The organism is Synechococcus sp. N26, from assembly GCF_900473975.1.
In the GTDB taxonomy this organism is placed as follows: domain Bacteria; phylum Cyanobacteriota; class Cyanobacteriia; order PCC-6307; family Cyanobiaceae; genus Parasynechococcus.
The window spans coordinates 95304-121136 of sequence record NZ_UCNM01000009.1 but is presented as its reverse complement, the minus strand read 5'-3'; the positions used below and the strand labels follow the sequence as shown (position 1 = coordinate 121136).

Here is a 25833-nt window from a genome sequence, read left to right as displayed (position 1 = left end):
CCTCTAATGGCAACGAAATTCCCTTCGTTCAGCCAGGGTCTGGCCCAGGACCCGACAACCCGCCGTATTTGGTACGGGATCGCCACGGCTCACGACTTCGAGAGCCATGACGGAATGACGGAGGAGCGCCTCTACCAGAAGCTCTTCTCCACCCATTTCGGTCACCTCGCGATCATCGGCCTGTGGGTTTCGGGAAACCTGTTCCACATCGCCTGGCAGGGCAACTTCGAGCAGTGGGTCGCCGACCCCCTGCACGTGCGCCCCATCGCTCACGCAATCTGGGATCCCCACTTCGGTCAAGGCGCCATTGACGCTTTCACCCAAGCGGGTGCTTCCTCCCCGGTGAACATCGCCTACTCAGGCCTTTATCACTGGTTCTACACAATCGGCATGAAGACGAATGCCGAGCTGTATCAGGGTTCCATCTTCATGATGATCCTGTCGGCTTGGGCCCTCTTCGCCGGCTGGTTGCACCTGCAGCCCAAGTTCCGTCCTTCTCTGGCCTGGTTCAAAAACGCTGAATCGCGTCTGAACCACCACCTCGCTGTCCTCTTCGGCTTCAGCTCCATCGCCTGGACCGGTCACCTGGTTCACGTTGCGATCCCCGAAGCCCGCGGTCAGCACGTTGGTTGGGACAACTTCCTCAACGTTCTGCCTCATCCCGCCGGTCTTGGACCCTTCTTCACCGGCAACTGGGGTGTTTACGCCGAAAACCCCGATTCTCTGAATCAGGTCTTCGGTAGTTCCGAAGGTGCCGGCACCGCCATCCTCACCTTCCTTGGTGGTTTCCACCCTCAGACAGAAGCCCTCTGGCTGACGGACATCGCCCACCACCACCTGGCCATCGGTTGCCTATTCGTGATCGCCGGCCACATGTACCGGACCAACTTCGGTATCGGTCACTCCATCAAGGAGATCCTCGAAACCCACAACCCCCCGAAAGGCACCCCCGGTGACCTCGGCGCTGGCCACAAGGGTCTCTACGACACCATCAACAACAGCCTGCACTTCCAGCTCGGTCTGGCTCTCGCCTCCCTCGGCGTGGTCACCAGCCTCGTGGCGCAGCACATGTACTCGATGCCGTCGTACGCCTTCATCGCGAAGGACTACACAACTCAGGCAGCCCTGTACACCCACCACCAGTACATCGCCATCGCGCTGATGTGTGGTGCCTTCGCCCACGGTGCGATCTTCTTCATCCGTGACTACGACCCTGAAGCCAACAAGGACAACGTCCTGGCTCGGATGCTCGAGCACAAGGAAGCGATCATCAGTCACCTGAGCTGGGTCTCCCTGTTCCTCGGTTTCCACACCCTCGGCCTCTACGTCCACAACGACGTTGTTGTTGCCTTCGGTACCCCCGAGAAGCAGATCTTGGTTGAGCCCGTGTTCGCCCAGTTCGTTCAGGCCGCCTCTGGTAAGGCCATGTACGGAATGGACGTGTTGCTCTCCAACGCCTCCAGCTCCGCCAGCCTTGCTGCCCAGAACATTCCTGGTGAGCACTACTGGCTGGACGCGATCAATGGCAACACCGATGTGTTCCTGCCCATCGGCCCTGGTGACTTCCTGGTTCACCACGCCATTGCTCTGGGTCTGCACACCACCACCCTGATCCTTGTGAAGGGTGCCCTGGATGCCCGCGGCTCCAAGCTGATGCCCGACAAGAAGGACTTCGGCTACTCCTTCCCCTGCGACGGCCCCGGCCGTGGCGGCACCTGCGACATCTCTGCCTGGGACGCCTTCTACCTGGCTGTCTTCTGGGCTCTGAACACCGTGGGTTGGCTGACCTTCTACTGGCACTGGAAGCACCTGGCCATCTGGTCCGGCAACGTGGCCCAGTTCAACGAATCCAGCACCTACCTGATGGGCTGGTTCCGCGACTACCTGTGGCTCAACTCCTCCCAGTTGATCAACGGCTACAACCCGTTCGGCAGCAACAACCTCGCCGTCTGGGCTTGGATGTTCCTCTTCGGACACCTGGTTTGGGCCACCGGCTTCATGTTCCTGATCTCCTGGCGGGGTTACTGGCAGGAACTGATCGAGACGATTGTCTGGGCTCACCAGCGCAGCCCCATCGCCAACATGATGGGTTACCGCGATAAGCCTGTGGCACTGTCCATCGTTCAGGCCCGTGTCGTCGGCTTGGCTCACTTCACAGTTGGCTATGTCCTGACGTACGCCGCCTTCCTGATTGCCTCGACTTCAGGGAAATTCGGTTGATTCCTTCCTGAATTAACCCGCGACGAGTCGTTCCTCGTTTCAAACGTCCCCATCCGGTTCGCCGGATGGGGATTTTTGTTGTCTGTGCTTCGCAGTGGTTCTGTTGGACCGCGTTGTTGTTCTCGTCTTGCTCTGGGCCTTCTCTAGCCTCAGGCCTCGATCGGGATCGGGCTGAACGTGGGCGAATGGGAGCACCTGCAGCGCAACGTTGGTGAGTGGCGCGGCTGGTTCGACAGCCTGGACCGGACACTTCAACGCACCAAGCGTCAGCCCTCCCTGCTCACGCTTAAACCGGCTCCCTCCGGTGTGCCACTGAATCTGACTCTGCTGCTCTGGCCTGAGGGAGCGGGATCGAGTTCTCCCCATCAACCGCCTACCGGCGAGCCTGAAAAGCGGATCGTTCAATGCTTCACGCGGCTGGATCCCGACATGGGGGTCTTCGGCACCGGTAGTTTTTCAAGGGGGACGCTGCACCGCTCCACTTGGACCAAGCTCTATGCCGAGTTCGGGTTCTTGCATGAGCAACGCCGTCATCGCTTGGTGCTGCTTTGGGATGGTGCGGGGCAATTGGATCGGATTGTGCTGATCCGTGAGTTCCTCGCTGGCAGTTCAGCCCTGGAACGTCCACCCCTGGAGCCACATCAGCTGATCGGTGACTGGCGCTGCGACCACCCTTCGCCAGGGGACAACATCTGTTTTGCCGCAGGCGATCTTGATCGCTGGATCTTTTTGCCGGATGGAGGCGCTTTTCTGGCGCCGGCCCAGATTCATCCGCACCAGCCCTTCAACATCGAAGCGCTTTGGCTGTCGAGTGCAACGCGCCTCGAGCGCATTTCACGTCGCTATTCAGAACACGGTGCCCTCAGCTCGGTGAACCATCAATTGCTCACCCGTTGAGGTTGGGTTGGCTACGGTATGTAACTTAAGTCAGCCCGGCCTCTGATGCTGAAGGCAATGTCGAGAGTGCGCAGATAGGTGTGCAGGCCGGCATCCTGAATGGGCAGCACGTAGGCGTCGGCGCCGGATTCGTTGTGGTGGGAGTGCCAGTAGCCGGGCGGTGTCACGAAGGCTGCGCCGGCTGCCCAGTCTTCCCGGTGCCCATTGCGGATCATTCCGTTCTCATCCAGCTCGGTGCCGATCATCGTGTAGCAACCCGGTTGGCAGGCCACCGCAAAATCAAGGGCGATTGACTGGTGTCGGTGGGGCCGCTGCACCTGGCCTGCGGGGAGGATTCCCAACATGGCCCAGAGAGTATGGGTGACGGTGCGCGTCTGCGGGAAGGCGTTGTTTCCCAACAGCACACTCACGCGATTGGCGTTGGCTCCGCGGGGATGGCTGGCGATGGCATCCAACTGCGCGCGAGCATCCTCATGGCTGTAGAAGCAGGGTTCGAACACCGGTTTCACGGTGCTCACCCCCAGATAACGAAGCAAGGGGGCATCGTGCACCCAATACAGGCCTGCGTGCGTTTCGCTGCTGTGAATGGCTTCACCGCCCGCCGGAAGCACGAACGTGTCTCCCTCGCTCCAGTGAAAAACTTGACCGCAGGCTTCAGTTTGCCCATGGCCTCGGGCCACGAAGAACAACTGACTGGTCGCATCCGCATGGGTGCGCAGGGATCCATGATCCAGTCGGATGAAGTTGCCGCAGAGCGATGGACCGGTGGCCGGACCTTCGCAGTGCAAGTCGGCACTTAAATCAAGAGGTTGCAGGGCCGTTCCGGCTTGATCAAAAAAACTGGCCGAAAAGCTGCGGTAGGGGATCGTGCTGATCAGCCCCTGTTGCAGGGGATTGGCTGCTGAGGCGTAATCGAAGAACTGCGCCTGGGAACTGGTTGCCGTTGTCGCCCGTGGGGTGATGGTCATCGTTCCCTCAAGCAGCAGAACCATTGGATCGAGATCGCACCCTACGCGGTGGGCCTTCGATCGCGTTTCAGCATCAGATAGACGGCAGGGACGGCAAACAGGGACAGCAACGAGGCCACCAGCAGTCCGCTGAACACCACGGTGCCAATGCTGACCCTGCTGGCGGCTCCAGTGCCCTGGGCAAACAGAAGGGGCAGGAAACCCGCCAGAGATGTGACCGCTGTCAGCAGGATTGGGCGCATCCGGTTCACGGCTGCATCCACAACGGCCTCGCGCAGGGCCAGGCCTGCCGCCACCCGCTGGTTGGCGAATTCCACGATCAGAATTCCGTTCTTGGCCGCCAGGCTCACAAGCACAAGGAGTCCCATCTGGCCGTAAACATCCAGTGGAAGGCCCCGCAATTTCAAGCCGATCAGAGCCCCGAGCAGGGCCATCGGCACCGTGAGCAGGATGATCAACGGGTCAATGAAACTCTCGTAAAGAGCGGCCAGCATCAGATAGACCACCGTCACGCCAAGGGCGAACAGCACCCAGGTCACCTGCCCAGCCCGTTGTTCCTCCAACGCCAGGCCCGTGAAGGCCAGGTCGATGTTGCTGCCTCCAATGCGATCACCGGCCTGGGTGAGGGCATCGATGGCTTCACCGCTGCTCACCGTTGGCGCCGGGATGGCCGTGATCTGGATGGCCCGGTTGAGTCCGTAGTGGCGAATGTTGTTGACGCCCTCCTCGCGGGTCAGGCTGGCCACGCTGGCCACCGACACCAGCTCACCGCTGCGGTTGCGCACCATCAGCCCGGTGAGGTCTTCCGGCCGACGTCGCTCGCTGCCTTCCAGCTGAAGAACAATCGAGCGGATGCGACCGTCGTTGTAGGTGTCATCGATGTAGCGGCCGCCGAAGGCGGTGCCGATCTCCCGCAGGGTTGCGCCGTAGTCGAGATCGAGAGCAGCCAGTTGGTCGCGGTCGAGCTCCAGCCGCCAGCGGGGGAAGCTGGCATCAAAGCGGGAGCTCACCCGTTCAAAGCGGTCCGTCGCCTTGGCCGTCTGGATGAAATCGTCGGCGACCTGGCCGAATTGCTCCAGGCTGAGTTGCCCTCCGCTGCGGTCCAGCAGTTCCAGCGAAAGTCCTGATTCACTGCTGAAGCCCCGCACGGTTGGTGGGGTGATCAGCACGACCCTGGCCTCACCAACCCGTTGCTGAATCTTGCGATTGAGACGGCGTTTGATGGCGTTGCTGCTCTGCTCTTTGCCAGGTCGATCCTTGCGTGGCTGCAGGCGCAGGTAAAACGAGCCACGGTCTTCTCCGCTCTGTCCGAAGGAGCTGCCGGCATAAAAGTTGCCGGTGCGCACCAGGGGCTCTTCGCTGACGACCCGTCGGATGTCGTCAATCACGGCCACGCTGCGCTCAAGGCTGGCACCATCGGGGAGGGTGAAGTAGCCGCGGATCTGGCCTTGGTCGTCATCGGGGATGAACGCCGTTGGCATCACCGCCAAGCCTGAGGCCGTGATGACAAGGCCGCTCAGCAGCACAAGGCCGATGCGTCGCTTGTGCTGCAGCCAGTGCTTGAGTTGTTTCGCGTATTGGGATTGCAGGGTTTGCATGCCCTGCCGAAGCCAACGGCTGAGCTTGCCGATGGCCCCAGGAAGACGGCCGCCCCCTGGGCCCAACACCCGGGCGCAGGCCATTGGGGTGAAGCTGAGCGCATTCAGGGTGGAGAACAGAATCGCTCCGCTGATGGCCAGGGCGATCGGTTGATATAGGCGTCCGATCGATCCAGGAATGAGCAGCACGGGGAGGAACACGGCTGCCAGCACCAATGAGGTGGCCACAACGGCCGTCGCCAACTCAGCCATGGCGTCTTCGGCCGCCTGTTCGGGGGGTGTGCCCCGTTCGATGCGTCCGGCGATGTCTTCACTCACGACGATGGCGTCATCCACAACAATCCCGGTGGCCAGCACCAGGCCAAACAAGATCAGGCTGTTGAGATTGGAACCGCTCAGTTTCACCAGGCTGAGGCTTCCCACCAGCGCCACCGGCACGGCAAGGCCAGGGATCAGGGCGAGACGCCAGCGGCCCAGAAACAGCACCAGCACCAGCAGCACCAGCAGCACGGCATCGCGCAAGGTGATGAAGGTGCGATCGAGGTTGGCCTGAACCGTGTCGGCCATATCCACGATCATTGAGACCTCGATGCCCGGGGGAAAGCTCGCTTCCAACTGCTTCAGCTTGCCCTTGATCGCCCTGCTCACCTCCAGGGCATTGGCCCCATCGCGCTGGTAGATGCCCACGGCCACCGAACGCTCGCCAGCCAGATTCATGGCCTCGCGTCCGTAGTTGCGCTGTCCGAGTACAACCCGTCCCACATCCTTGAGGCGCAGCAGCCCGCCGTTGTCGAGCCGGCGCAGGACGAGATTCTCGAAATCCGATTGGCTGCGAAGACGTCCTTCCGCTTCTACCGGAAGGCTCAGCACTTGGCCCTCTGGAACTGGGGCAGCCCCGATGCTGCCAACGGCAGCCAAAACGTTCTGTTCAGCCAGGGCTCGGCTGACATCGCCAAGGGTGAGCTTGGTCTGTTCGAGGCGTTGCGGATCCAACCAGAGGCGATAAGAGAGTTCACTGCTGCCGAAGATCCGCGCATCACCGATGCCTGGTGTGCTGAGCAGCGCGTCCCGCAGGGTCTGGTCCAGCCAGCCCGTGAGAAAGGTGGGGACGTATTGATCCGGCGGGTGGCTGAACCCCAGGATCATCAACAGGTCTTCCGAGGAGCGCCGCACCTGGAGCCCCTGGCGCGTCACTGCCTGGGGCAGCCGGCGGCTGGCCAGGTTCACCTCGTTCTGAACCTTGATCGCATTCAGCTCGGGATCACCCGCGTTGAAGCGCAACGAGATGCTGGCGCCGCCCTGCCTGCTGGTTGAGCTGATGCTTTCGACCCCTTCCAGGCCATTCAGCTGTTGTTCCAATACCCGGGTCACGCTCTGCTCCACCACCTCCGGTGAAGCCGCCGGGAAGCTGGCGCTCACACTCACGCGGGTGGGAGCGAGGGGCGGAAGATCCTCCAGTCCCAGGCCGAACAACGCAGTGCAGCCCGCCAAAAGGATCAGCAGGCTGCAGACGACCGTCAGAACCGGCCGCCGAAGAAACGGCTGGGAGATCGACCGCACCGGGGCGTCTCAAATGTGAATGAATCCTGCCAGGAAAAATCCCCCGATCGCCTGGAATAAGGCAACCGGGGGATGAAAGGTTTTAGTCAGAGGGTTCAGTGAACTGCTTCAGCCGACGCTCCAGACACCAGCAGCAATCTTGAACAGTTCCTGCACGTGAACGGTGTTGCAGAGGAACCAGGCAAAAACGGCACCGCCGCAACCACCCAGCCAGAACCCACTGGTGAAATCAGCCCAGCCGGTGCGGGTGAACAGGTCGGCGGGGGGATTCTCAACCGTTACATCTGCAGGGGGGATGTTGGGTTGCTTGCCGGGCTGGTTGTAGAGCAGGAACAGCAGGCTGAGGATGTGCACGGCGCCAATGGCAGCCAGCAGACCAGCGGTTTGCTGGTACTCAGTGGCACGCAGGGGACCACAGATGGTGAAGGGGCCGTAGAGCAGATAGCCGAAGGCTGCACCAGTTTCCAGACCACGGAAGTTCGGAGAAATTCCGGGTCGGTACAGGGGCAGGTTGTTGATCAGGCCCTTGATGAAATAGCCGCTGTTGACGGGTGTCGCAAGGTTGCCGACGCAGGGATCAGCAGCAGGAGTGACGGTCATGAGGTACGAGTGCTGAGGGGTTGAAACGGTCCGCAGGTCGCGGTCACTCGGCAGCGGTGATCACTCGACCAACAAGGACGATGAACACTGCGGGGAACACGATTCCGGTGATGGGCACGAAAATCGCAGGCAGCCAAGCAGCAGCGAAATCTCCAGTCATGTCGAGGCCAAAAGCTTCGCAGCTACTGTAAGTAGGACCGTTCTGACGGCCTGCTTTAGGTCCCGACGGCGACATAAAAGTTCAATCCGCATGCAGAACGTTCTCCTCCCCGGTGCCGTCGTGCTGCTCACGGTGGTGTTGTGGTTGCGCAGGAAGCCGGCGAAGCCGATGCTTTCCAGCACGGATGCCAGCCGTGTCGCACAGATCAATCGTGCCCAGTTGGAACTGGTGATTGAGCCCGCTGCTGATGGGGAATCCGCCGATGCTTCCCTGGAGTCCTGGACGGCGCCGAGCAGTCCCTTGGAGCGTCTTGCCCTGGAGCGTCGTCTCAAGGCTGATATGGAGGCTGGACCCGAGGAGCGTTTGCGCGCTGTTCGTTTGGCCGCCCGATGGGGACACCGTTCGGCGCTGCCCCTGCTGCGCCAGGCGCTGCGTGACAGCGATGCGAGTGTGGTGGAAGCAGCTGCCGCTGCGATCGCACCGTTCCGCGGCGCGCCGGCCGCTGCCCCGATCCGTCAGCAGGCTCGGCCGCCGCGCAATGTTTCGCGGATGCGATAAATCGGGCGATCCTGGCTTTCGTGGTAGGTGCGGATCAGCAGTTCGCCCAGCAGTCCGAAGCAGAACAGTTGAATGCCAGCCAAGCCAAGCACCACCGCCAAGGTGAGCAGTGGGCGATTGGCAATGTCGCCTCCCATCACCTTGATCACCAGCAGATAGGTGCTGGTGATCAGGCTGGCGGCGATGGCCAGGAGCCCCCCGAAGCCGAACACGTACATCGGCCGGGTCAGAAATCGCTTCATGAACCAGACGGTGAGTAGATCCATCAGCACACGGAAGGTGCGATCGATCCCGTACTTGCTGCTGCCGAACTGACGCGCCCGGTGGTTCACCTTCATTTCGGTGATCCGTGCACCCTCGATGAAGGCCAGGGCGGGAAGAAAGCGATGCAGCTCCCCATAGAGCCGCATGTCTGAGAGCACCTCGCGGCGGTAGGCCTTGAGGGAGCAGCCGTAGTCATGCAGCCGCACACCGGTTACCCGGCCGATCAAGCGGTTGGCGATCCGGGAGGGAAGTTTGCGCTGGAGGGCGGCGTCCTGGCGCTGATGGCGCCAGCCACTGACGAGGTCGTACCCCTCTCGCAGTTTGGCCAGCAGCATGGGGATGTCGGCTGGATCGTTCTGCAGATCTCCATCGAGGCTGACGATCACCTCTCCGCCAGCCACATCAAACCCAGCCGCCATGGCTGCGGTCTGGCCATAGTTCTTGCGCAGCAGCACAGCCACCACTTCGGGTACTTCGGCGCTGAGCTTGGCCAGCACGTTCGCGGTGCGGTCGCTGGATCCGTCGTCGACCAGAACCAGCTCAAACGCCTCATCGGTTGGACGCAGCGCTGAAAGGAGCTGCTCAACCAGATGAGGCAGGCTTTCCTCTTCGTTGTACAGCGGCACCACCACCGAGAGATTCAGGGGCTCACTCATGCCGGTCGCGCTGCGAGTCGCTCAACTTAAGCAGGGGCCCGGTTCATCCGGCAGCCAGCGTCAGGAGAGATGCGATCCGTCATGGCAACGCACCACACGGCCTGCGCCGCGGAATTCAGCCCTGTAGTGGCAAGCCACCGGGTGTTGATCGCTGCTGTGCAAGCTGTCGATGCCGATCCCATTGCGCCCATGTTCCTGGCCTGAGCTGTGGCGGTAGCGGCCCTCGCCGAGATGGATTCCCACATGGGTGCAACGCCGACGTGTGCCAAAAAACAGCAGATCTCCAGGGCGCAGCAGGCTGTGATCGTCGGGCAGAGCTGCAACAGGTTGGCAGAACCGCTCCTGTTGATAGGCATCTCGCGGAATCCAAATGTCCTGGCTGGCGAAGGCCATCTGCATCAGACCGGAACAATCCATGTCCGGCTCTGTGGTGCCTCCCCAGAGGTAGACATTGGGGCGTTGCTGGGCGGTTTCGCTCCAGGCGAGCACGCTGGGCAGACGTCGTTCAATCTCCGTCGCGCTCAGAGGCGACGGTCGCCAGGCTGCGCATCGCTCAGCTCGCCCCAGAACCGCCTCGAGTTCGAGCCAGCAGCGGTAGCCATCCTCCAGCAGCTGAACAGCGATCCTCTTGGGCTGCCTCTCCAGAATGCGAAAACGGCGTCCACGACAGGCCTGGGTGGTCAGACTTGCGCCGTCAGATCGCGAATAACCATTCACGTCAGCGCACAGCTGCCAATTGGAGCCTGTCTGAATGAGGTCCGGGGCCAGCAGGGTGCCTAACGTCGCCATGGCCCAATCGAATCGCTATGGCGTTCTACCGTCCCGATCCCGCAATGGCGGCTCGGCTTGAGGCGGCCCTCGATGGGCTCGATGCCGACGGTCGCCCGGGGCTGCGCAACAGCCTGGCGATCACCTGGGTGCGGTACGACGAAGCTGCACCGGAGGCGGGTCAGGGCCATGGTGCTTCCTGGAACCAAGATCGGATCCTCTATCCGGCCAGCGTGGTGAAGCTGTTCTATGCCGTCGCCGTTGAGCAGTGGCTGCAACGGGACCTGATCCCTGAGAGCGACGAATTGCGGTGCGCGATGCGTGACATGGTCGCTGATTCCAGCAACGATGCCACGGGGCTTGTGGTGGATCTGCTCACAGGCACCACCAGCGGCCCTGCCCTCCATGGCGAACGCTGGGAGCTTTGGACGCAGCAGCGTCGCTTGATCAATGGCTGGTTGCAGAGCCTGGCCTGGCCGGAACTTGAGGCGGTGAATTGCTGCCAGAAGACCTGGGGTGATGGTCCCTATGGCCGGGAGAAAATGTTTTATGGGGTCGACAACGGCAACCGCAATGGCTTGTCCACGGTTGCGACAGCCCGGATGCTGGAGGCGGTGATGACCGGTGCGGTGGTGTCGCCACCGGCCTGTCGTCGGCTGCAGGGTCTGTTGCGGCGCTCGCTCGATCAGAAGCAGCGTCGCGCTGATCCTGAAAACCAGGTGGATGGCTTCCTCGGCGAAGGCCTACCTGAGGACGCTCTGCTGTGGAGCAAGGCCGGCTGGATGAGTCAGGCCCGTCATGACGCCGCCTGGTTCCAGGCGTCTGAACAGCAGCCGCCCAGCTTGCTGGTGGTGTTCACCACGGGGCCTGATCGCGCCAGGGACGCATCTCTTTTGCCGGAGCTGGCACGGCAACTCAAACTGTTCACTAGCTCAGAGGAGCCGGCGGATTGAGTTGATGGACTTGGAACGGAGAGGGAGTCATTCGGAGTGGTCCGAAATGCACTGGCATGACTCTGCTTGAGACAGGTTTGAGGTAAAAATCCAAATTTCCCACAACACATCCCACAACACATTTCTTGTGCTGCGATAAGAAGTCCTGAGAACTGTTGCATATAAGAGGTATCGGGTGTCCCAGGTGCGGGATGGTTTGCCCCTGCGAGTTGGCACAAAAAAAGGCAGAGCACCGGTGAGTGCCCTGCCTACTGAGGTCATTGCTTTGCGATCTGGTCTTCCATCCACTTGGTGACGTCGGACTCCAACCAGACGACGGAGTTCGCACCAATAGCGATTTGCTTGGGGAACTCACCTGATGCCACCCATCGGTAGATGGTGGGGCGACTGACGCCGATGAGATCGATGACCTCTGAGATACGGTGGAATTGTGGTCTGGATTTATTGCCTGATGGCATGGCGAAGGAAAGAAGAGTCCTGATGACAGAGTTCTTCTTTCAAACCAGCCAGAGCCAAGTAGCTGTTCGTAGCCCTGTTCTTTTCTAGGTCTGCAGAGGAGGGACAGTGTTGCTGCCCCAGTAGCTCCACATCTGGTTCTTCATCGCTGCTGTTGAGCCATCACCGCTGGTCATCTGGGTGATCTGCCCAATGCTCAAGTTGCCGCCGGTGTAGACCGCCTCAAGGGCGCCCTTGGCGTAGATGCCAATGCCGGAGACACCTCTGGCGGTGACGTTGTCGACCACTGAAATGTCAGGAGTGAAAACGCCAATGATCTTGATCTCGTCAAATGCATCTAAACCCTCAATAAAATCAGCTTTTTCACCATTCGGACTATTGCCAGCCTTTCCATACCACCAATTACTCAAATGTTGGTCGGATTTGATCGCTATTAGATCCTTCATGCTGTCTTGTTGAGATTTGAAAGTGTTCCATCCGAAGTCTCCGTGAAGCTCATCTGACCCACTGCCTCCATCAATGATGTCGCGCCCATTGCCGCCATGGATCAGGTCATCTCCGGCTTTACCAAACAATTGGTCAAAGCCAGCCAATCCACGAATGGTGTCGTCATCAGAACTGCCGTTAACAATTGAACCCACAAAACCCGAGTCGTATTCAGACTTATGGACTTGTTTGGCTTGGATGACCGAATCAGAAGCTGAACCTGTTTTGTGAAGATTAATTCTAACTTCGTCTGACCATGTGGAGGTATTTACGGTTTTTGTCTCTAAATATGTAGCGCTAACCCCAGGACTAATACCTAAATTATCGTTATCTTTGATTATTACTGTAGCGTTTGAATCAAGCATTATTACCGATTCGTCTCCACCAGTAAGCATTACTGTGAAGCTTTCATCTGCTTCTGCCAGTGAGTCTTCAACGGTCTGAATCTCGACTATGGTCTCTTCCTCGCCTGGAAGCCACTTCATATCGATGAGATTGCCACCTTTGAAATCATTCCCTATTGCGGCAGAATCTCCGGTAATAAATACATTTATGCTGACTTCACTTGATAAATTGCCGGTTCTTCTTATCGCGACCTTGGCAATTCCCCCTTCGATGACTTCCGTGCCAACGATAGAGAAATAAGTGCTAGGCGTTGAAGGAGTTTTTGGATTGATGATGTAATCAAATTGCCCGAGTAGCTTTTCGCTTTTTCCTTCTTTTTCGTCCCAGTAAAGGGTATTGTATAGGTAATCTAAATCTCCATTCCCTGCTGAAGCTTTGTCTACCCTGTCAAGCGATAGTGAAATATCTCTGCGAAAGCCATCATCCCAATACTGACCAATTATCTCGCCAGTTTGCAGAGAAAATGTAAATACCTCATACACCGTGGGTGTCCATGCCTGGTTTCCCACATCTTCAGCGGGGTTCTGTAGATATTGATTTTTGCGAATCAGTATTCCTTCGCTCCCATCACTACTTATATCCGCAGCATAAGCTTTGAAGCCTGTCACGCTGTCGTCGGATCCCTCGCCGTCAAGCAGATATTGCTTTCTATACGGCTTGCCATCTCTATGATCTACCAAGGATATTTTTAAGTCTTTTTGACCATAGTTGGCAACAATTTTGCCGTCACTGCTTGCAGACAGTTTTATTTTTCCGTTGTTTTCAGTCATACCAATTTTTTTTATATTTTAGCAGGCTTTCTTGATTTTCCATCGAGTTGATGCGGTTGAACGTGGTGTCTGTATGTGTCCTTGCCTGTTCAAATCCATTGCCAGGAGATGGATCTCAGCTCTGCTCAGCGTGCCATGCAGAAACCATTGCCCCTGTACTGCGATCCGCCAGGACAGGACGTCCCACTGCTGCCTCCAGCGCGGAAGAACTGATAGTTCGGCTTTGTGGCTCTGCAGAAGCCACTGCCTCGGTATTAGGAGCCAGAAGGGCAGGAGGTTCCACTGCTCCCCCCTGCTCGGAACATCTGGTTCGCCTGAGCAGGAAAAGCCAAGAACGAAAGGGCTCCTGCGCAGATCAGAGCAAGACCGAAGCGCACTGGCTTGATTGGGTGAGGTCCCAAAAGGCTAAACCCCTGAAACGAGCTGCGGCATCAGGGTTTGAGTGTTCTTGAGACCTGACAAGTCAGGTTTGGAACGGAGAGGGAGGGATTCGAACCCTCGACAGAAGTTGCCTCCTGTAACTCCTTAGCAGGGAGCCGCTTTCAACCACTCAGCCACCTCTCCAGCGGCGCACCCAGAGTACCAAGTGCTGGGCAGGTGGTCAGACTTCAACGCGGGGCATACGTCGTTTGAAACCACAGAGGATCTCCCAGGGAATCGAGCCGCAGTGGTTGCTCCAGCTTTGAGGGCTTAATTCCAGGTCGCCGTCCTGGCCCAGCAGAGTGACGATGTCGCCTTGCTCCAGCTCAGCTGCATCGGTGGCATCCAGCAGGAGCTGGTCCATGGTGATGGCTCCCACCTGAGGCAGCTGGCGATTGCGATGCAAGGCGTGGATGTGCCCGCTGAGGGACCGCAGAACACCATCGGCATAGCCGATCCCCACCACCGCAAGCCGCGTGGGGCGCTGGGTGATGAAGCGATGGCCGTAGCTGATTCCAGTGCCGGCGGGCACGTCGCGGATCAGGCTGACCCGGGCACGAACCGCCAGGGCGGGTTGCAGGGGAATGACGTTGCTCAGATGACTGGCGGGGGCATGGCCGTACAGGGCCAATCCAACGCGCACGAGGTCGTGGTGCAGCTCCCGGTTGAGCAGGGTCCCCGCCGAGTTGGCCAGATGGCGGGTGATGCCGGCACCCGCTTGGGGCAGAGCCGAGAGCATGCTCACGAAGCGCTCCTGCTGGAGGCTGGTCAAGGCATCGTTCGGCTCATCGGCACAGGCCAGATGGCTGTAGATGCCCTCCAGATTGAGGTGTTCCAGGCTGTTCAGCTCCGCCGCGGTCTGATGTCCCTCGCTGAGGGAGCAGCCCAGCCGTGCCATGCCGGTGTCGATCTTCAATTGCACGTCGAAACACCGACCGCTGTCGGCTGCCAGAGCGTTGCAGAGCTGGGCATCCCTGAGGCTGCTCAGGGTGGGCATCAACCGCCAGTGCAGGCAAGTGCGCAGGTCGTCCGGTTCATTGAGGTTGCTTAGTAACAGCACTGGTGCTTCCAGCCCGGCCCGCCGCAGCTCAAGGCCTTCCTGCAGCGTGGCTACGCCAAGGCTGGTGGCTCCCCCCTGAAGGGCAGCCCGTGCCACCGTCTCGGCGCCGTGGCCGTAGCCATCGGCCTTCACCACCGCCATCAGTTGGGTACGAGCACCGAGGTGTTGGCAGAGCGCCCTGGCGTTGGCCCGAATCGCTGCAGGTGAAACCTCCACCCAGGCGCGCTGACGTGGATTCAGCTCCGGAATCACAGGCGGTGCTCGGCGCTACCGAGACAGCTTCACATCCCCGATAGCATGACCATTATTGAGTGAGCTGGCATGGGCCAGGTTCTCGTTCTCAATGCGTCCTACGAGCCGCTCAATATCACCACCTGGAGACGGGCTGTGGTGATGATGCTGAAGGGCAAGGCCGAGAGTCTGGAACACGACCCCTGTCGGCAACTGCGTCAGGGCACCCACCTGCCAACGGTGATCCGCCTGCGCCAGTACGTTCGCGTTCCTTTTCGTCAGCTGCCCCTGACGCGTCGCAACCTCTTCCAGCGGGACAACCACACCTGCCAGTACTGCGGCAGTCGTGACAATCAGTTGTCCATCGACCATGTGATGCCCCGCAGTCGGGGAGGTAGCGACACCTGGGAGAACGTGACCACGGCTTGCCTCAGCTGCAATGTGCGCAAAGGCAATCGAACTCCGAAGGAAGCCGCCATGCCTCTGCGCCATGTGCCGCGGCGACCGGCCAGCAGCCTCAGTTTTGAGGCCCGGCGCCAGATCCATTCCGGTCATCACCAGGAATGGGCGAAGTACGTGATCGGTGCTTGACCGTCAGGCCTCGGCCTGATCGCTCAGCGCTTCGAGTTTCTGACGCTGCTCTTCGGCGATGCAGGCACCAATCAGGTCTTCTAGTTGGCCCTCCAACACAGGTTCCAGGGTGAAGTTTCGGCCCAGCCGGTGATCTGTGGTTCGGTTGTCTTTGTAGTTGTAGGTGCGGATTTTTTCAGAGCGGTCACCACTGCCCACTTGGGCGCGTCGGTCGCTGCTTTCGCGTTCTGCGGCAGCCGCCTGCTCCCGCTCCAACAATTTGGCGCGCAGGATCTCCAGGGCCCGTTCCCGGTTCTGCAGCTGGGAGCGTTCCTGGGTGCAGAACACGCGGATGCCCGTGGGTTTGTGGAGAAGGTCCACAGCTGTTTCCACCTTGTTGACGTTCTGCCCCCCAGCACCGCCTGAACGCGCGGTGCTGATATCGAGATCCTTCGGGTCGAGCTGAACTTCCACGGCGTCGGCTTCGGGCATCACGGCCACCGTGGCTGTTGAGGTGTGGACCCGACCCTGGGATTCCGTGGCCGGTACCCGTTGCACCCGATGCACTCCCGCTTCAAATTTCAGTTGGCTGTAGACACTGTCGCCACGCACCGACAGGATCAGTTCGCGAAACCCGCCCAGGTCGGCCTCGGTGCAGCTGATGGATTGCACGGCCCAGCCCACTTTTTGGCTGTACCGCTCATACATCCGTGCCAGATCACCGGCCCAGAGACAGGCCTCGTCGCCGCCTGCGCCGGCACGAATTTCCAGCATCACACTGCGCTCATCGCGGGGATCCCGCGGCAGCAGAGCCAGGGTGAGCCTCTCCGTCAGCGTTGCGTGCTGTTCTTGGAGGCTGGCCAACTCATCTTGCGCCAGCTCCTCCATTGCAGCGTCACCGCGACTGTCTTTCAGCAGCTGACGTGCGGAATCACGCTCGGATTCGAGCTTCTGGAGTTCCTCGAAGTCGAGCACGAGTGGCTCAAGTCTTGATCGCTCCCGTGCGATCGATTCAAGCCGCTTCGGATCAGCGGCGACATCAGGATCAGCCAGCTGCCGCTCGAGGTTGCGGAAGCTGGCTGTGGCTGTTTCCAGCCGTGTGAACAAGGTCGAGGCGTCCATGCCCCGTTATCACCCTCAGGCCTTGGACTCGGCCTTGGCAGAGTCGGCACCTTTTTTCTTGGTGCCCATGCCGTACTTCTTCATGAAGCGGTCCACACGACCCTCGGTGTCGAGGATCTTCTGGGTGCCGGTGAAGAAGGGGTGGTTGCCGCTCCAGACGTCGACGTGGATCTCTGGCTGGGTGGCGCCTGTGGTCATAACCACTTCGCCGTTGCAGATCACCTTGGCGTCGGGATACCAGGTGGGATGAATGTCGGGCTTTGGCATCGGTAAAAAAATCAGCGCTTGGAGAACTGAGGAGCCTTACGGGCTTTCTTGAGGCCGTACTTGCGGCGTTCCTTGGCACGGGGGTCGCGGCTGAGGTGACCTTCCGTCTTCAGCGGCTTGCGGTTGTCGGCAGACAGTTCGCACAGGGCGCGGGCTGCACCTTGCTTGATGGCGCCGGCCTGACCGGTGAGTCCACCACCGTGAACATTGACGAGGATGTCGTACTCGCTGCTGAGGCCGAGGGTCTCCAAGGGAGCCTTCACCGCTGCGATGTACGAGGGGTTGTAGTTCAGATAGTTGTCACCTGGACGACCGTTGATGGTGATCGTTCCATTGCCGGGGACGAGACGAACACGGGCGACAGAGGTCTTGCGACGACCGGTGCCCCAGTAGACGACGGAATTGTTGCTCATTGGGCGGATGCGGAGGGGTTGAGCTGAAGAGGCTGGGGCTTCTGAGCGGCGTGGGGATGCTCGGTGCCTTTGTAGACCTTGAGCTTGCGGAACATCTGGCGGCCCAGGGCGTTGTGGGGAAGCATGCCTTTGATGGCCTTCTCCACGATCCGCTCGGGGATACGTTCCTGCAGAGCTTCGAAGGTTTCCACCTTCATGCCTCCGGGACGACCGGAGTGACGGCGGTACAGCTTCTGCTGGGGCTTACGGCCGGAGACTTTGATCTTCTCGGCGTTCACGACGACGACAAAATCACCGGTGTCCAGATGGGGGGTGAAGCTGGGGTTGTTCTTGCCACGCAGCACGGCGGCCACTTCAGTGGCCAGACGGCCGAGGGTTTGATTCTCAGCGTCCACCACGTACCACTGGCGGTCGATCGAATCAATCGGGGGGAGAGAGGTCTTGTTCATCGCGCCGGCATGCCGGTTCGGTTATGTCCCGCCTGAAGAAGCGGAACTGGGCAAAGGGGTCGGTCCAGAACTGGACCTGACGGGGCTAAAGGTCGAGCTTACTCTTCGGCCCTCCAGCTCCAGTGAGTTGGGAAGCTTTCGAAGTAGAGGCCCGTTTATCCCGGCGTTGAGGGTGGATCCGGAGGCGGATCGCTCTCGGCCAGAAAAAACCACGGCTGACAATCGTACCAGCCGGCTTTGGTGAAGATGGGCTCGGCATAGCCAGCCCGAAGCAGGCAGAGGCCCGTGGCCGGCGCCGCCTCTTTTACCTCATGGCGTCGTCGTTCCCTCCAGCGCTGTTCAAAGGCGGCAACACTGAGACGGTGCTCGCCAACGGCCACCAACTGGGCCATCAGCAGGCGAACCATGCCGTACAGAAAACCACTGGCCTGAATCTCAACCCGCAGAAGATCGCCTTGGCGCTCCACGAGCACCTCCTGCACGGTGGTTCGGGCATGGGCGCGACGGCTGCCTGCCTTCATGAAGGCGCTGAAGTCGTGCAGACCAAGCATGCTGCTCAAAGCGTCCCGCATGCGGGACTCATCCAGCTTGTGTTGGTAACGGTGCCAGCTCCAGGGGCTTAAAAACAAATTGGGGCGGCGCCCGTTGTGAATCGTGTACCGGTACCGCCTATAGGTGGCGGAGTAACAGGCATGCCAATCCAGGGGACGGGCGACGGATTCGCGCACACGAATGGTGCTCGGCAAGCGTCTGTTCAAGGCCGGGGCCCATTTGCGAGCTGGGATCGGCCCACTGCAGTCGAAGTGCACCACCTGACCGGCGGCATGAACGCCGGCATCGGTGCGACCGGCGGCAAAGGTCTGCACCGGTCGGTGCGGATCAAGCTGGGCGATGGCGTTCTCCAGCACGGCCTGAACACTGCGACCGTTGCGTTGGCGCTGCCACCCACAAAATGAAGAACCCTCGTACTGAAGGCTGAGCGCGATCCGCTGAAGGGACGCTGGCTCAGGACCTGCAGACGAGGGTTGGGTGTTCAAACGTCAGAACTGACGTGAGGTCTGATCAGACCAGTTCAATGATGGCCATCTCGGCGTTGTCGCCACGACGGGGAACGGTGCGGGTGATGCGGGTGTAGCCACCCTTGCGATCGCTGTAGCGGTTGGGAGCCTTGTCGAACAGGGCATGCACCAGCTGCTTGTCGTAGATGTAACCCATGGCCCGGCGACGGGAGGCGAGGCTGCCGTCCTTGGCCAGGGTGATCATGCGCTCGGCTTCGTCGCGAAGCGCTTTGGCCCGTGCCTTGGTGGTGGTGACCCGACCTTCGCGAATCAGCTGGGTGGTCAGGGCGCGCAGCATTGCCTTGCGCTGGTCAGCTGGACGTCCCAGCTGAGGAACTCGGCATTGATGACGCATGGTTCTGTCGGTGACGAAGACGAAAAAGGACGTTCAGGCCGTTCTGCAGTTATGCAGAAGTGCGGCTCTGGGGGATGGAGATGCCGATGCGCTCGAGGGCTTCGATCACTTCATCAGCGGATTTGGAACCGAAGTTCTTGATCTCCAGAAGATCCTCGTAGCTGAAGCCCATCAGGTCAGACACGGAGTTGACCTGGGCCCGCTTGAGGCAGTTGTAGGCGCGAACCGAAAGGTTCAGTTCCTCAAGAGGAATCTGTGCTTCCGCCGAGGGCTCGGGTTCAGCAGGAACTTCCTCCACGAGAGTGACCGTGGCCAGCGGCTGGAACAGCTCAATCAATTGATTGGCTGATTGAGCCAGGGCGTCGTCGGGGGTAATAGAGCCGTCGGTGACGATCTCCATCCGCAGGCGCTCGCGGGCCGAACCGCCTTCGGCAACGGCGGTTTCGTCGATGGTGAAGTTGACCCGGGTCACGGGCATGAACACGGCATCGATCTGGAGCAGATCGATGGCACTGGTTTCTTCGTTGTGACGATCCACCGGGCGATAGCCAACGCCGCGCTCAACGTGCACTTCCAGCTCGAGGCTGTGGCCGTCTGCCACGGTGGCGATCGGACGATCGGCGTCCACCACCTGCACCTGAGAGGAGAACTGAAGATCTCCGGCCTTCACTTCAGCGGGACCAGCCACCACGAGACGACCGATCTCGAGTTCGGCCGAACGGCTGTTGACGGTGAGCTCCTTGCAGTTCAGCAGGATGTCGAGAACGTCTTCACGGACCCCAGGAACCGTGGCGTATTCGTGATTGACACCGGCGATCCGGATGGCGGTGACAGCACTGCCTTCCAGCCCACCCATCAGCACGCGGCGCAGCGCGTTGCCCAGGGTCGTGGCCTGGCCACGCTCGAGGGGACCGATCAGGAAAACGCCGGACTGGGCGCGATCCTCGGCCACCTGATGCTCAATGCGATCAATCTGGTACTGCAACACGGTCTGAATCGGGGTAAGGGGAGAAACCGGACGGAAATCAGCTCGGTTCAGACGCGGCGGCGCTTGGGCCGGCGGCAACCGTTATGGGGCAGGGGGGTGACGTCGCGAATCAGGGTGATTTCGAGGCCAGCAACCTGGAGAGCACGGATGGCGGTCTCACGGCCTGAGCCAGGACCCCTCACCAGCACTTCGATCTGACGCATGCCTTGGTCAAGGGCGCGACGTGCTGCTGCTTCTGCAGCGGTTTGAGCCGCGAAGGGGGTGCCTTTGCGAGCACCTTTGAAGCCACTGGCACCTGCAGACGACCAGGAGATCACCTCACCGGCGGTGTCGGTGATGGACACGATGGTGTTGTTGAAGGTGCTCTGGATGTGAGCGACGCCGTTCGGGACGTTGCGCTTGGCCTTCTTGGGGCCGGATTTTTTGACGGTTTTAGCCATGGCCGTATGCAGTCAGGGATAAGGATGTAAAGGAATTACTTCTTCTTGCCGGCCACAGTTTTCCGCGCGCCGCGGCGGGTGCGGGCGTTGGTGCGGGTGCGTTGGCCACGAACGGGAAGGCTCATGCGGTGGCGACGGCCACGGACGCAGCCGATGTCCTGCAGGCGCTTGAGGGCCATGCCCTCCTGACGGCGCAGATCGCCTTCGAGGGTGTATTCCTCCATGGCGTTGCGGAGCTTCTGAAGATCTCCGTCCTCCAGATCTTTCACCCGGATGTCGGGGTTCACGCCGGTTTTGGCCAGGATGGCCTGTGAGCGGGTGAGACCAACTCCGTAGATGTAAGTGAGGGACACTTCGATCCGCTTGTCGCGGGGAATGTCAACGCCGGCGATCCGTGCCACGTTCGTTTAGTTGAAAAGGACAGATGCCTCCGAAGTCCTGGAGGCGAGGAATGTTTCACAACAGCGGGGGATCAGCCCTGGCGCTGTTTGTGCTTGGGGTTGGCGCAAATGACCATGACCTTGCCGTGGCGACGGATCACCCGGCACTTGTCACACATTTTTTTCACTGAGCTGCGCACCTTCATGAGGCGTGGCTCTCCAAATTTCCAAACGGCAACATTACCATGCCGGTCAACCGAGAACGGACTCGATCCGCTTGGTGATCTCCTCGACTGTGCCCTGGGCGGGGACGGAAACGAGGAGACCCTTGTCGCTGTAGAAGCGAATCAGGGGTGCGGTTTTCTCGCGGTAAACCTCCAGGCGATTGCGGATCACCGTTTCGTTGTCGTCGGCGCGACCGCGGGCCAACAGCCGTTCAATCAAAACGGCGTCATCCAGCTCCAGCAGAACCACGGCCTGGATGGGTTGCTGCAATTCGGCCAGCAGGGGTTCGAGTGCTTCAGCCTGGGGCACCGTGCGGGGGAACCCATCCAGTAGCCAGCCATCGGTGGTGAGAGCTTTCATCTGGCTTTCCACAATCGCCAGCACAAGGGCGTCGCTCACCAGTTCGCCGCGGTTCATCACCGCTTCAGCTTCTTTGCCCAGATCGCTGCCGGCTGCTACTTCAGAGCGCAGCAGATCGCCTGTGGACAGATGCTTCATGCTGTTGGCATCGCACAGCCGAGCGGCTTGGGTGCCTTTGCCGGCTCCGGGAGGGCCAAGAAAGAGCAAGCGATTTTTCATAGTTGCGTAAGCGTGAGGTGACGTGAACGGAAGGTGCGCTGCCCAGCAGCGCTCACTGGCGAACGAGGCCTTCGTAGCGTTGTGAGATCACATAGGTCTGCACCTGCTTGGCCGTGTCGATGGCCACACCGACAAGGATCAGCAGTGATGTGGCGCCAAGCCCCTGGAAGGTCTGCACATTCGTGGCGCGTTCGACGGCCGCGGGAATGATGGCGACGGCGCCGAGGAACAGACCACCCAGCAAGGTAAGGCGGTTCTGGACTCCTGAGAGATAAGTGGCCGTCGCGCTGCCAGGGCGAACGCCTGGAATCGCCACACCACCCCGTTTCAGGTTGGTGGCGATGTCAGCGGGATTCACCGTGAGAGAGGCATAGAAATAAGAGAAGCCCAGGATCAACGCAAAAAATGTGAGTGCGTATGGCCAGGGGTTCGCTGCCCCAGGATTCAGGGCACTGGCCGCACGGATCAACCACTCACTCTTGGTGAGGTTGGCGATGGTGACCGGCAGGAAAATCAGGGCTGAAGCGAAAATGATCGGCATCACACCGCCGGCATTCAGCTTGAGCGGCAGATAGCTCTGACGCGTGGGGAGCACACCTGCTCCACCCACCTGGCGCTTGGCACTGACGATGGGGATACGGCGAGCCCCCTCCTGCACGAAGATGATTCCAACGATCGTGGCCAGGAACACCAGCACCAGAACAATGATGCCCAGCACGGTGTCCCTGTCACCGGTTTGAGCGGCTTCGATCGTGGCGCCGAGGGTGCGCGGCAGGGTGGCAACGATGTTCAGAAAAATCACCAGGGAAGCCCCCTGGCCGATGCCTCGCTCCGTGATCACTTCACTCAGCCACATCACCACCATCGAGCCGGTCACCAGGGCCAGTGCCGTCTGCACCACAAAGGTCACTTCGCTTAGACCTTCCACGGCGTATTGGCGCAGGATCATGGCGAAGACGACGCTCTGGACGAGACCCCAACCGAGCGCCACATAACGGGTGATCTGGGCGATCTTGCGTCGGCCAGCCTCGCCTTCATTCTTCTGGAGGTCTTCCAGCTGCGGCAGCGCTGCGGTCAGCAACTGGAGGATGATCGAGGCGTTGATGAAAGGCAGGATCCCCAGGGCAAAGATGCCCAGGGTGGAGATCCCGCCGCCGGTGAAGATGTCGAGAAAACCGATCAGCTGTCCGCCTTGATCGATGAATTGCTTGAAGGCTTCCCGATCGATTCCGGGCATTGGGATGTAAATCCCAAGACGCACCAACAACAGCAGGCCGAGTGTGGTGAGCACGCGACTGCGGAGCCCAGGGTTGGTGATCAGCTGGCCGATCACTTCGGAGGCGTTGGGGTTGCGACCCCGACTGACGAGCATGTCCGGAAGAAAGTGAAGTTGGGCGAAAAGCCAAGAAGCCGCCCGTGGATCGAAATCCAGCGGACGGCTCAGACCCTAGGGCTGACTTGGGGACGAGCCCTTGATTAGTCGAGGATTTCGCAGGTTCCGCCTGCGGCTTCGATCTTGGTGCGGGCCGAGGCGGTGAACGCCGCGGCTTGCACTGTCAGCTTTTTGGCTTTCAGTTCACCGTTGCCGAGCATCTTCAGAGGATGCTTGGGGCTGGTCACGATGCCGTCCTTGACCAGGGAATCCAAGTTGACGGTGCTGCCGTCCTTCAGGTCGTTCAACGCAGAAACGTTGAGCACGGTGAAGAACTTGGGATTCACCAGGGGGAAGTGCTTCAGCTTCGGCACCCGGCGGTACAGAGGCATTTGGCCACCCTCGAAGCCGGGGCGCGTGGGGCGACCCGAACGGGATTTCTGGCCGCGCATACCGAAGCCGCAGCTGGCACCCTGACCGGCGGCGATGCCGCGGCCCTTGCGCAATTTGCGGCGACGAGCGCCCTTGTTGGATTTGAGGGAATCGAGTCGGAGAGTCATCGCGAATCAGGAATAGATCTGTTCGAGGGAGATTCCCCGTTCCTTCGCCGTCTCCTTGTGGGTGCGGAGAAGCGACAGGGCCACCATGGCAGCCCGTGCATTGTTCAGGGGGGTCTTGCTGCCCAGGCGCTTGGCCAGGACATTCTTGATGCCGGCGAGTTCGAGCACTGTGCGGATGGAACCGCCAGCGATCACACCGGTACCAGGGGCTGCAGGGCGGATGAGCACGCTGGCAGCACCATCACGACCATTGGAGAGGGTCGGGATGGAGTTGTGGCGGGTCAACGGAACTTTGACCAGGTGCTTCTTGCCATCGGCAACACCCTTGCGGACGGCACCGATCACATCACCGGCCTTGCCGACGCCAACGCCGACCTGGCCTTTCTCGTTGCCGACAACCACGATGGCCCGGAAGCTCATCTTCTTACCGCCTTTCACGGTCTTGGAGACGCGGCGGATCTGAACCACGCGCTCTTGCCATTCGGAATCGCGCTCCTGGCCGCGACGGCCACCACGCCGGTCGCCACGACGACCGTCACGGTCGCCACGGCCGCGGCGCTGTTCCTGTTGCTGCTGCCCTTCGGCTGCTGCTGGAACGTCGGCCGCACCCGGCACGGCGTTGGGATTGGATTGGGGGGAGGAATCTGTCATGGGTTGAGCAGGAATCAGAACTGAAGGCCCGCTTCCCGGGCGGCATCGGCGAGGGCTTTAATCCGGCCGTGGTACAGATTTCCGCCGCGGTCGAACACCACCTGCTGGATGCCTTTGGCGATGGCGCGCTTGGCGACCAGTTCGCCGACGGCGACAGAGGCGTCGCAGCTGCCAGCCGGAGCCTTGAGGCCGGCGCGCAGCTCCTTGTCAACGGTGGAGGCGGAGCAGAGTGTGCTCTGGGCCGCGTCGTCGATGACCTGGGCGTAGATGTGGTTGTTGGAGCGGAACACGGCCAGACGCGGACGGTCTGAGGTTCCGGTGATGTGACGACGCAGACGCCGGTGGCGTTTTTGCGTCTGCTGTTTACGGGACAGTTGGGACATGGTGGGTGAAGGGAAGGAACGTCAGGACAAGGCTTATTTCTTGCCGGACTTGCCTGCCTTGCGCAGGATGCGCTCGCCCTCGTACTTGATGCCTTTGCCCTTGTAGGGCTCGGGCGGACGGATGGCGCGGACCTTGGCGGCTTCGTTGCCCACCAGCTCCTTGTCGATGCCGGAGACGATCACCTTGGTGTTGTTCTCCACCTTGAAGGTGATGCCTTCAGGGGCTTCCATCTCGACGGGGTGGCTGTAGCCAGCACTCACCACGAGAGTTTTGCCTTTGACCTGGGCACGGGAGCCCACACCAACGATCTCTAGGGCTTTGCTGTATCCGTTGCTGACGCCCTCGATCATGTTGGCGACGAGGGTGCGGCTCAGGCCGTGGCGCTCACGGGAGATGCGCTTGGTGCTCGTGGGAGAGACCACGATGGTGTTGTTGTCCTGGCTGACGCTGACGCCTTCAGGAAGGGTGCGCTCCAGTTCGCCTTTGGGTCCTTTCACCTTGACGGTGAGACCGTCGAGGGAAACCGTGACCTTTTCAGGGACGGGAACAGGGTTTTTGCCGATTCGTGACATGGTTCAGCTCCGGATCAGTAGACGTAACAGAGCACTTCGCCACCGACGCCCTCACGACGGGCGTCGCGGTCGCTCATCACACCTTTGGAGGTGGAGATGATCGCCACGCCCAGTCCGCCGAGGACTTTGGGCAGGCCGCGAGTGTTCTTGTAGATGCGGAGACCGGGCTTGCTGACCCGCTGCATGGAGCGGATGGTGGGCAGCCTGTGCTTGCCGCTGTACTTGAGGGCGAGCACCAGTTCGGTGCGAACGCCTTCACCCTGCTCGGTGATCTCGGAGATGAAGCCCTCCTGCTGCAGCACCTTGGCGATGCTGCGGGTCATCCGCGAAGCGGGGATCTTGGTGGTTTCGTGACGTTTCTCACTCGCATTGCGAATGCGGGTGAGCATGTCGGAAATGGGGTCGTGGTTGGCCATAG

The 25833-nt window shown here is 60.4% G+C and carries 31 protein-coding genes and 1 tRNA gene; 5 read left to right on the top strand and 27 right to left on the bottom strand.

What is annotated here, in order from left to right:
• Positions 1 to 6: 6 nt before the first annotated feature.
• Both psaB and DXY33_RS07450 read left to right on the top strand, forming a co-directional pair.
• Entirely contained in the window at positions 7 to 2220 is a 2214-nt protein-coding gene (psaB, locus tag DXY33_RS07455) for a photosystem I core protein PsaB (protein ID WP_114987216.1), read from the top strand.
• Between the two features lie 177 nt (positions 2221 to 2397).
• Positions 2398 to 3117, top strand: a complete 720-nt coding sequence (locus DXY33_RS07450) for a DUF3598 family protein (RefSeq protein ID WP_244275927.1) — start codon at positions 2398 to 2400, stop codon at positions 3115 to 3117.
• An 11-nt stretch (positions 3118 to 3128) separates the two neighbouring features.
• Here DXY33_RS07450 and DXY33_RS07445 read toward each other — a convergent pair whose 3' ends face one another.
• The 4 genes from DXY33_RS07445 to DXY33_RS07430 form a co-directional block, all read right to left on the bottom strand.
• Positions 3129 to 4085, bottom strand: a complete 957-nt coding sequence (locus DXY33_RS07445; RefSeq protein ID WP_115132393.1) for a cupin — start codon at positions 4083 to 4085, stop codon at positions 3129 to 3131.
• A gap of 41 nt (positions 4086 to 4126) precedes the next feature.
• Positions 4127 to 7243 (bottom strand): efflux RND transporter permease subunit, encoded by a 3117-nt coding sequence (locus tag DXY33_RS07440; protein ID WP_115132364.1) that lies wholly within the window; start codon positions 7241 to 7243, stop codon positions 4127 to 4129.
• 108 nt (positions 7244 to 7351) lie between these two features.
• Positions 7352 to 7843 (bottom strand): photosystem I reaction center protein subunit XI, encoded by a 492-nt coding sequence (locus tag DXY33_RS07435; protein ID WP_011363361.1) that lies wholly within the window; start codon positions 7841 to 7843, stop codon positions 7352 to 7354.
• 43 nt (positions 7844 to 7886) lie between these two features.
• Positions 7887 to 8003 carry a photosystem I reaction center subunit VIII gene (locus DXY33_RS07430; protein ID WP_006851672.1) on the bottom strand — a complete coding sequence of 39 codons (117 nt, stop codon included), beginning with the start codon at positions 8001 to 8003 and terminating at the stop codon, positions 7887 to 7889.
• 90 nt (positions 8004 to 8093) lie between these two features.
• Between DXY33_RS07430 and DXY33_RS07425 the strand changes: the two genes are divergently transcribed.
• Positions 8094 to 8561, top strand: a complete 468-nt coding sequence (locus tag DXY33_RS07425) for a HEAT repeat domain-containing protein (protein ID WP_115132363.1) — start codon at positions 8094 to 8096, stop codon at positions 8559 to 8561.
• Here the strand turns inward: DXY33_RS07425 and DXY33_RS07420 are convergent.
• Complete coding sequence (locus DXY33_RS07420) at positions 8519 to 9481, bottom strand: glycosyltransferase family 2 protein (protein WP_115132362.1); 963 nt, start codon at positions 9479 to 9481, stop codon at positions 8519 to 8521. The two genes, DXY33_RS07425 and DXY33_RS07420, sit on opposite strands and share 43 nt — an antisense overlap.
• A gap of 60 nt (positions 9482 to 9541) precedes the next feature.
• Positions 9542 to 10270 carry a C40 family peptidase gene (locus DXY33_RS07415; protein ID WP_115132361.1) on the bottom strand — a complete coding sequence of 243 codons (729 nt, stop codon included), beginning with the start codon at positions 10268 to 10270 and terminating at the stop codon, positions 9542 to 9544.
• A 17-nt stretch (positions 10271 to 10287) separates the two neighbouring features.
• Between DXY33_RS07415 and DXY33_RS07410 the strand changes: the two genes are divergently transcribed.
• Positions 10288 to 11202, top strand: coding sequence for a serine hydrolase (locus DXY33_RS07410; protein ID WP_115132360.1), 915 nt, complete (start codon positions 10288 to 10290; stop codon positions 11200 to 11202).
• Between the two features lie 257 nt (positions 11203 to 11459).
• Here the strand turns inward: DXY33_RS07410 and DXY33_RS07405 are convergent, their stop codons facing one another.
• The 4 genes from DXY33_RS07405 to alr all read right to left on the bottom strand — a co-directional run bounded on the left by DXY33_RS07405 (position 11460) and on the right by alr (position 15051).
• Positions 11460 to 11660, bottom strand: coding sequence for an AlpA family transcriptional regulator (locus DXY33_RS07405; protein WP_115132359.1), 201 nt, complete (start codon positions 11658 to 11660; stop codon positions 11460 to 11462).
• 84 nt (positions 11661 to 11744) lie between these two features.
• A complete protein-coding gene (locus tag DXY33_RS07400; protein ID WP_115132358.1) occupies positions 11745 to 13319 on the bottom strand; it encodes a Calx-beta domain-containing protein in 1575 nt (524 codons plus the stop codon).
• A gap of 475 nt (positions 13320 to 13794) precedes the next feature.
• Positions 13795 to 13883, bottom strand: a tRNA-Ser gene (locus DXY33_RS07395).
• A 37-nt stretch (positions 13884 to 13920) separates the two neighbouring features.
• Complete coding sequence (alr, locus tag DXY33_RS07390) at positions 13921 to 15051, bottom strand: alanine racemase (RefSeq protein ID WP_170950984.1); 1131 nt, start codon at positions 15049 to 15051, stop codon at positions 13921 to 13923.
• Positions 15052 to 15120: 69 nt separating this feature from the next.
• On the opposite strand from alr, the gene DXY33_RS07385 reads away from it, so the two are divergent.
• Positions 15121 to 15621, top strand: a complete 501-nt coding sequence (locus DXY33_RS07385; RefSeq protein ID WP_114987236.1) for an HNH endonuclease — start codon at positions 15121 to 15123, stop codon at positions 15619 to 15621.
• A 3-nt stretch (positions 15622 to 15624) separates the two neighbouring features.
• On the opposite strand, the gene prfA is transcribed toward DXY33_RS07385, so the two are convergent.
• From prfA to rpsH, 17 genes are all read right to left on the bottom strand, one after another.
• Positions 15625 to 16722: a peptide chain release factor 1 gene (gene prfA, locus DXY33_RS07380; RefSeq protein ID WP_114987239.1), complete on the bottom strand. Its 1098-nt coding sequence runs from the start codon at positions 16720 to 16722 to the stop codon at positions 15625 to 15627.
• Positions 16723 to 16737: 15 nt separating this feature from the next.
• Complete coding sequence (gene rpmE / locus DXY33_RS07375) at positions 16738 to 16989, bottom strand: 50S ribosomal protein L31 (protein WP_006851595.1); 252 nt, start codon at positions 16987 to 16989, stop codon at positions 16738 to 16740.
• Between the two features lie 11 nt (positions 16990 to 17000).
• Positions 17001 to 17402 carry a 30S ribosomal protein S9 gene (gene rpsI, locus DXY33_RS07370; RefSeq protein WP_115132357.1) on the bottom strand — a complete coding sequence of 134 codons (402 nt, stop codon included), beginning with the start codon at positions 17400 to 17402 and terminating at the stop codon, positions 17001 to 17003.
• Complete coding sequence (gene rplM, locus DXY33_RS07365) at positions 17399 to 17851, bottom strand: 50S ribosomal protein L13 (protein ID WP_114987243.1); 453 nt, start codon at positions 17849 to 17851, stop codon at positions 17399 to 17401. The genes rpsI and rplM overlap by 4 nt, the downstream gene beginning before the upstream one ends.
• 155 nt (positions 17852 to 18006) lie before the next feature.
• Entirely contained in the window at positions 18007 to 18888 is an 882-nt protein-coding gene (gene truA, locus DXY33_RS07360) for a tRNA pseudouridine(38-40) synthase TruA (protein WP_115132356.1), read from the bottom strand.
• Positions 18889 to 18913: 25 nt separating this feature from the next.
• Positions 18914 to 19264, bottom strand: coding sequence for a 50S ribosomal protein L17 (gene rplQ, locus DXY33_RS07355; protein WP_006851925.1), 351 nt, complete (start codon positions 19262 to 19264; stop codon positions 18914 to 18916).
• Positions 19265 to 19313: 49 nt separating this feature from the next.
• Positions 19314 to 20252, bottom strand: a complete 939-nt coding sequence (locus tag DXY33_RS07350) for a DNA-directed RNA polymerase subunit alpha (protein ID WP_114987249.1) — start codon at positions 20250 to 20252, stop codon at positions 19314 to 19316.
• A gap of 47 nt (positions 20253 to 20299) precedes the next feature.
• Positions 20300 to 20692, bottom strand: coding sequence for a 30S ribosomal protein S11 (rpsK, locus tag DXY33_RS07345; RefSeq protein WP_006850182.1), 393 nt, complete (start codon positions 20690 to 20692; stop codon positions 20300 to 20302).
• 35 nt (positions 20693 to 20727) lie between these two features.
• Positions 20728 to 21093: a 30S ribosomal protein S13 gene (gene rpsM / locus DXY33_RS07340; protein ID WP_006850466.1), complete on the bottom strand. Its 366-nt coding sequence runs from the start codon at positions 21091 to 21093 to the stop codon at positions 20728 to 20730.
• A 71-nt stretch (positions 21094 to 21164) separates the two neighbouring features.
• Positions 21165 to 21278, bottom strand: a complete 114-nt coding sequence (rpmJ, locus tag DXY33_RS07335) for a 50S ribosomal protein L36 (protein ID WP_006850859.1) — start codon at positions 21276 to 21278, stop codon at positions 21165 to 21167.
• A gap of 46 nt (positions 21279 to 21324) precedes the next feature.
• A complete protein-coding gene (locus DXY33_RS07330; protein WP_115132355.1) occupies positions 21325 to 21876 on the bottom strand; it encodes an adenylate kinase in 552 nt (183 codons plus the stop codon).
• A 52-nt stretch (positions 21877 to 21928) separates the two neighbouring features.
• Positions 21929 to 23248 (bottom strand): preprotein translocase subunit SecY, encoded by a 1320-nt coding sequence (gene secY / locus DXY33_RS07325; protein WP_115010466.1) that lies wholly within the window; start codon positions 23246 to 23248, stop codon positions 21929 to 21931.
• Positions 23249 to 23352: 104 nt separating this feature from the next.
• Positions 23353 to 23808: a 50S ribosomal protein L15 gene (gene rplO / locus DXY33_RS07320; protein WP_115010467.1), complete on the bottom strand. Its 456-nt coding sequence runs from the start codon at positions 23806 to 23808 to the stop codon at positions 23353 to 23355.
• Positions 23809 to 23814: 6 nt separating this feature from the next.
• Positions 23815 to 24459 (bottom strand): 30S ribosomal protein S5, encoded by a 645-nt coding sequence (gene rpsE / locus DXY33_RS07315; protein WP_011363379.1) that lies wholly within the window; start codon positions 24457 to 24459, stop codon positions 23815 to 23817.
• A 14-nt stretch (positions 24460 to 24473) separates the two neighbouring features.
• The gene (rplR, locus tag DXY33_RS07310) at positions 24474 to 24842 is read right to left on the bottom strand and encodes a 50S ribosomal protein L18 (protein WP_114987264.1); all 369 of its coding nucleotides are present in this window, start codon (positions 24840 to 24842) and stop codon (positions 24474 to 24476) included.
• Between the two features lie 33 nt (positions 24843 to 24875).
• The gene (gene rplF, locus DXY33_RS07305) at positions 24876 to 25415 is read right to left on the bottom strand and encodes a 50S ribosomal protein L6 (protein ID WP_114987267.1); all 540 of its coding nucleotides are present in this window, start codon (positions 25413 to 25415) and stop codon (positions 24876 to 24878) included.
• A 14-nt stretch (positions 25416 to 25429) separates the two neighbouring features.
• Entirely contained in the window at positions 25430 to 25831 is a 402-nt protein-coding gene (gene rpsH / locus DXY33_RS07300) for a 30S ribosomal protein S8 (protein WP_115132354.1), read from the bottom strand.
• Positions 25832 to 25833: the final 2 nt, after the last annotated feature.